This window comes from Pseudoroseomonas cervicalis ATCC 49957 (genome assembly GCF_000164635.1).
GTDB lineage: Bacteria > Pseudomonadota > Alphaproteobacteria > Acetobacterales > Acetobacteraceae > Pseudoroseomonas > Pseudoroseomonas cervicalis.
Genome location: NZ_GG770856.1, coordinates 1 through 1,313 on the forward strand (window position 1 = coordinate 1; position 1,313 = coordinate 1,313).

Below are 1,313 nucleotides of genomic sequence, written 5' to 3' on the forward strand. Positions count from 1 at the left end.
GCCGCGCGGCAGCGCCACGCCGATCACCAGCGCGCCCAGCGCCGCGCCCAGCACGCCGCGGCGCGAGAGGTTGACCGGCTGCCCCTCGGGCAGCGCCTCGGCGATCCGCTGGGCGGAGAACAAGGTGGGGGAAAGGCCGTCCATGCTCGCCTCCTCAGCCCTGGGCCGCGGCCTGCCGCACGGCGGCGGCGATGGCGTTGTAGGTGCCGCAGCGGCAGAGATTGCTCATCGCCGCGGCGATGTCCTCCTCCGTGGGCTGCGGCGTCTGCTGCAGCAGCGCCGTCGCCGCCATCACTTGGCCGGACTGGCAATAGCCGCATTGCGGCACCTGGGCGGCCACCCAGGCCTCGACCACGCGGCGGCCGACCGGGTCCTGGCCGATCGCCTCGATGGTGGTGACGGGCAGGCCGGCGATGCTCTCGACCGGGGTGACGCAGGAGCGCGTCGGCTGGCCGTCCACCAGCACGGTGCAGGCGCCGCATTGCGCCGCGCCGCAGCCATATTTGGTGCCGGTCAGGCCGAGCTCGTCGCGGATCACCCAGAGCAGCGGCGTGTCGGCCTCGGCCTCGACGCTGCGGGTCACGCCGTTGATGGTCAGGTCCATGGGATCCGTCCTTGGGGCAGGTCAGGAAGGAAGCGGGAGCCGCCGCGGGGCCATGCGGCGGCCGGGTCTGTCGCTGCCGGGCGGCGCGGCCTAGAAAGAAGATGGGCGGCGTAGCGTCGGCAGAACCAAACAGTTTGGTTTTAGCCGTGCTCGCGCCGGAATGTCAAACCGGATGGTTCGGATGGGCCATCACGCAGCAAGGCGGAGCCATGTCACCCTCGGACGAATCCACCCGCGAGCGCATCCTGGACGCGGCGCGCCGTGAATTCGCCCAACATGGGATCGCCGGGGCGCGCATCAACCGCATCGCCGCCGCGGCGCGCACCAGCAAGGAGCGGCTCTACGCGCATTTCCGCGACAAGCAGCAGCTGCTCGACACCATCAAGGCGCAGCAGATGGCCGAGATCGCGGACGCCGTGCCGATGGATCCGGCCGACCTGCCCGGCTATGTCGGCCGCCTGTTCGACTACCTGGCCGAGCGGCCGGAGATGCAGCGCATCGCCGGCTGGGCGGCGCTGGAGGGGGATTGCACCCAGCTGCCGCCGGGCGATTCGCGCCGCGCCGCCTATGAGGTGAAGCTCGACAAGCTGCGCCTGGCGCAGCGCGAGGGCTGGGTGGATGCGAGCTGGGAGCCGCTGCCGCTGCTCGCCCTGATGATCGCCCTGGCCGGCAGCTGGAGCCGCGCCCCCTGCGAGCTGCACGCCCTGGC

General features: G+C 72.0%; 2 protein-coding genes. One reads left to right on the plus strand and one right to left on the minus strand.

Going from position 1 to position 1,313, the window contains the following annotated elements; all coding sequences use genetic code 11:
* Positions 1–154: 154 nt before the first annotated feature.
* A complete protein-coding gene (locus HMPREF0731_RS19685) occupies positions 155–604 on the minus strand; it encodes a (2Fe-2S)-binding protein (protein ID WP_007005972.1) in 450 nt (149 codons plus the stop codon).
* A gap of 209 nt (positions 605–813) precedes the next feature.
* Between HMPREF0731_RS19685 and HMPREF0731_RS19690 the strand changes: the two genes are divergently transcribed.
* The coding region (locus HMPREF0731_RS19690) for a TetR family transcriptional regulator (protein ID WP_007005973.1) at positions 814–1,313 on the plus strand (500 nt) is incomplete at its 3' end.

Bases quoted from the DNA above. Each gene is read 5' to 3' on its own strand.
- HMPREF0731_RS19685 (WP_007005972.1), bottom strand. From the start codon at position 604: ATGGACCTGACCATCAACGGCGTGACCCGCAGCGTCGAGGCCGAGGCC.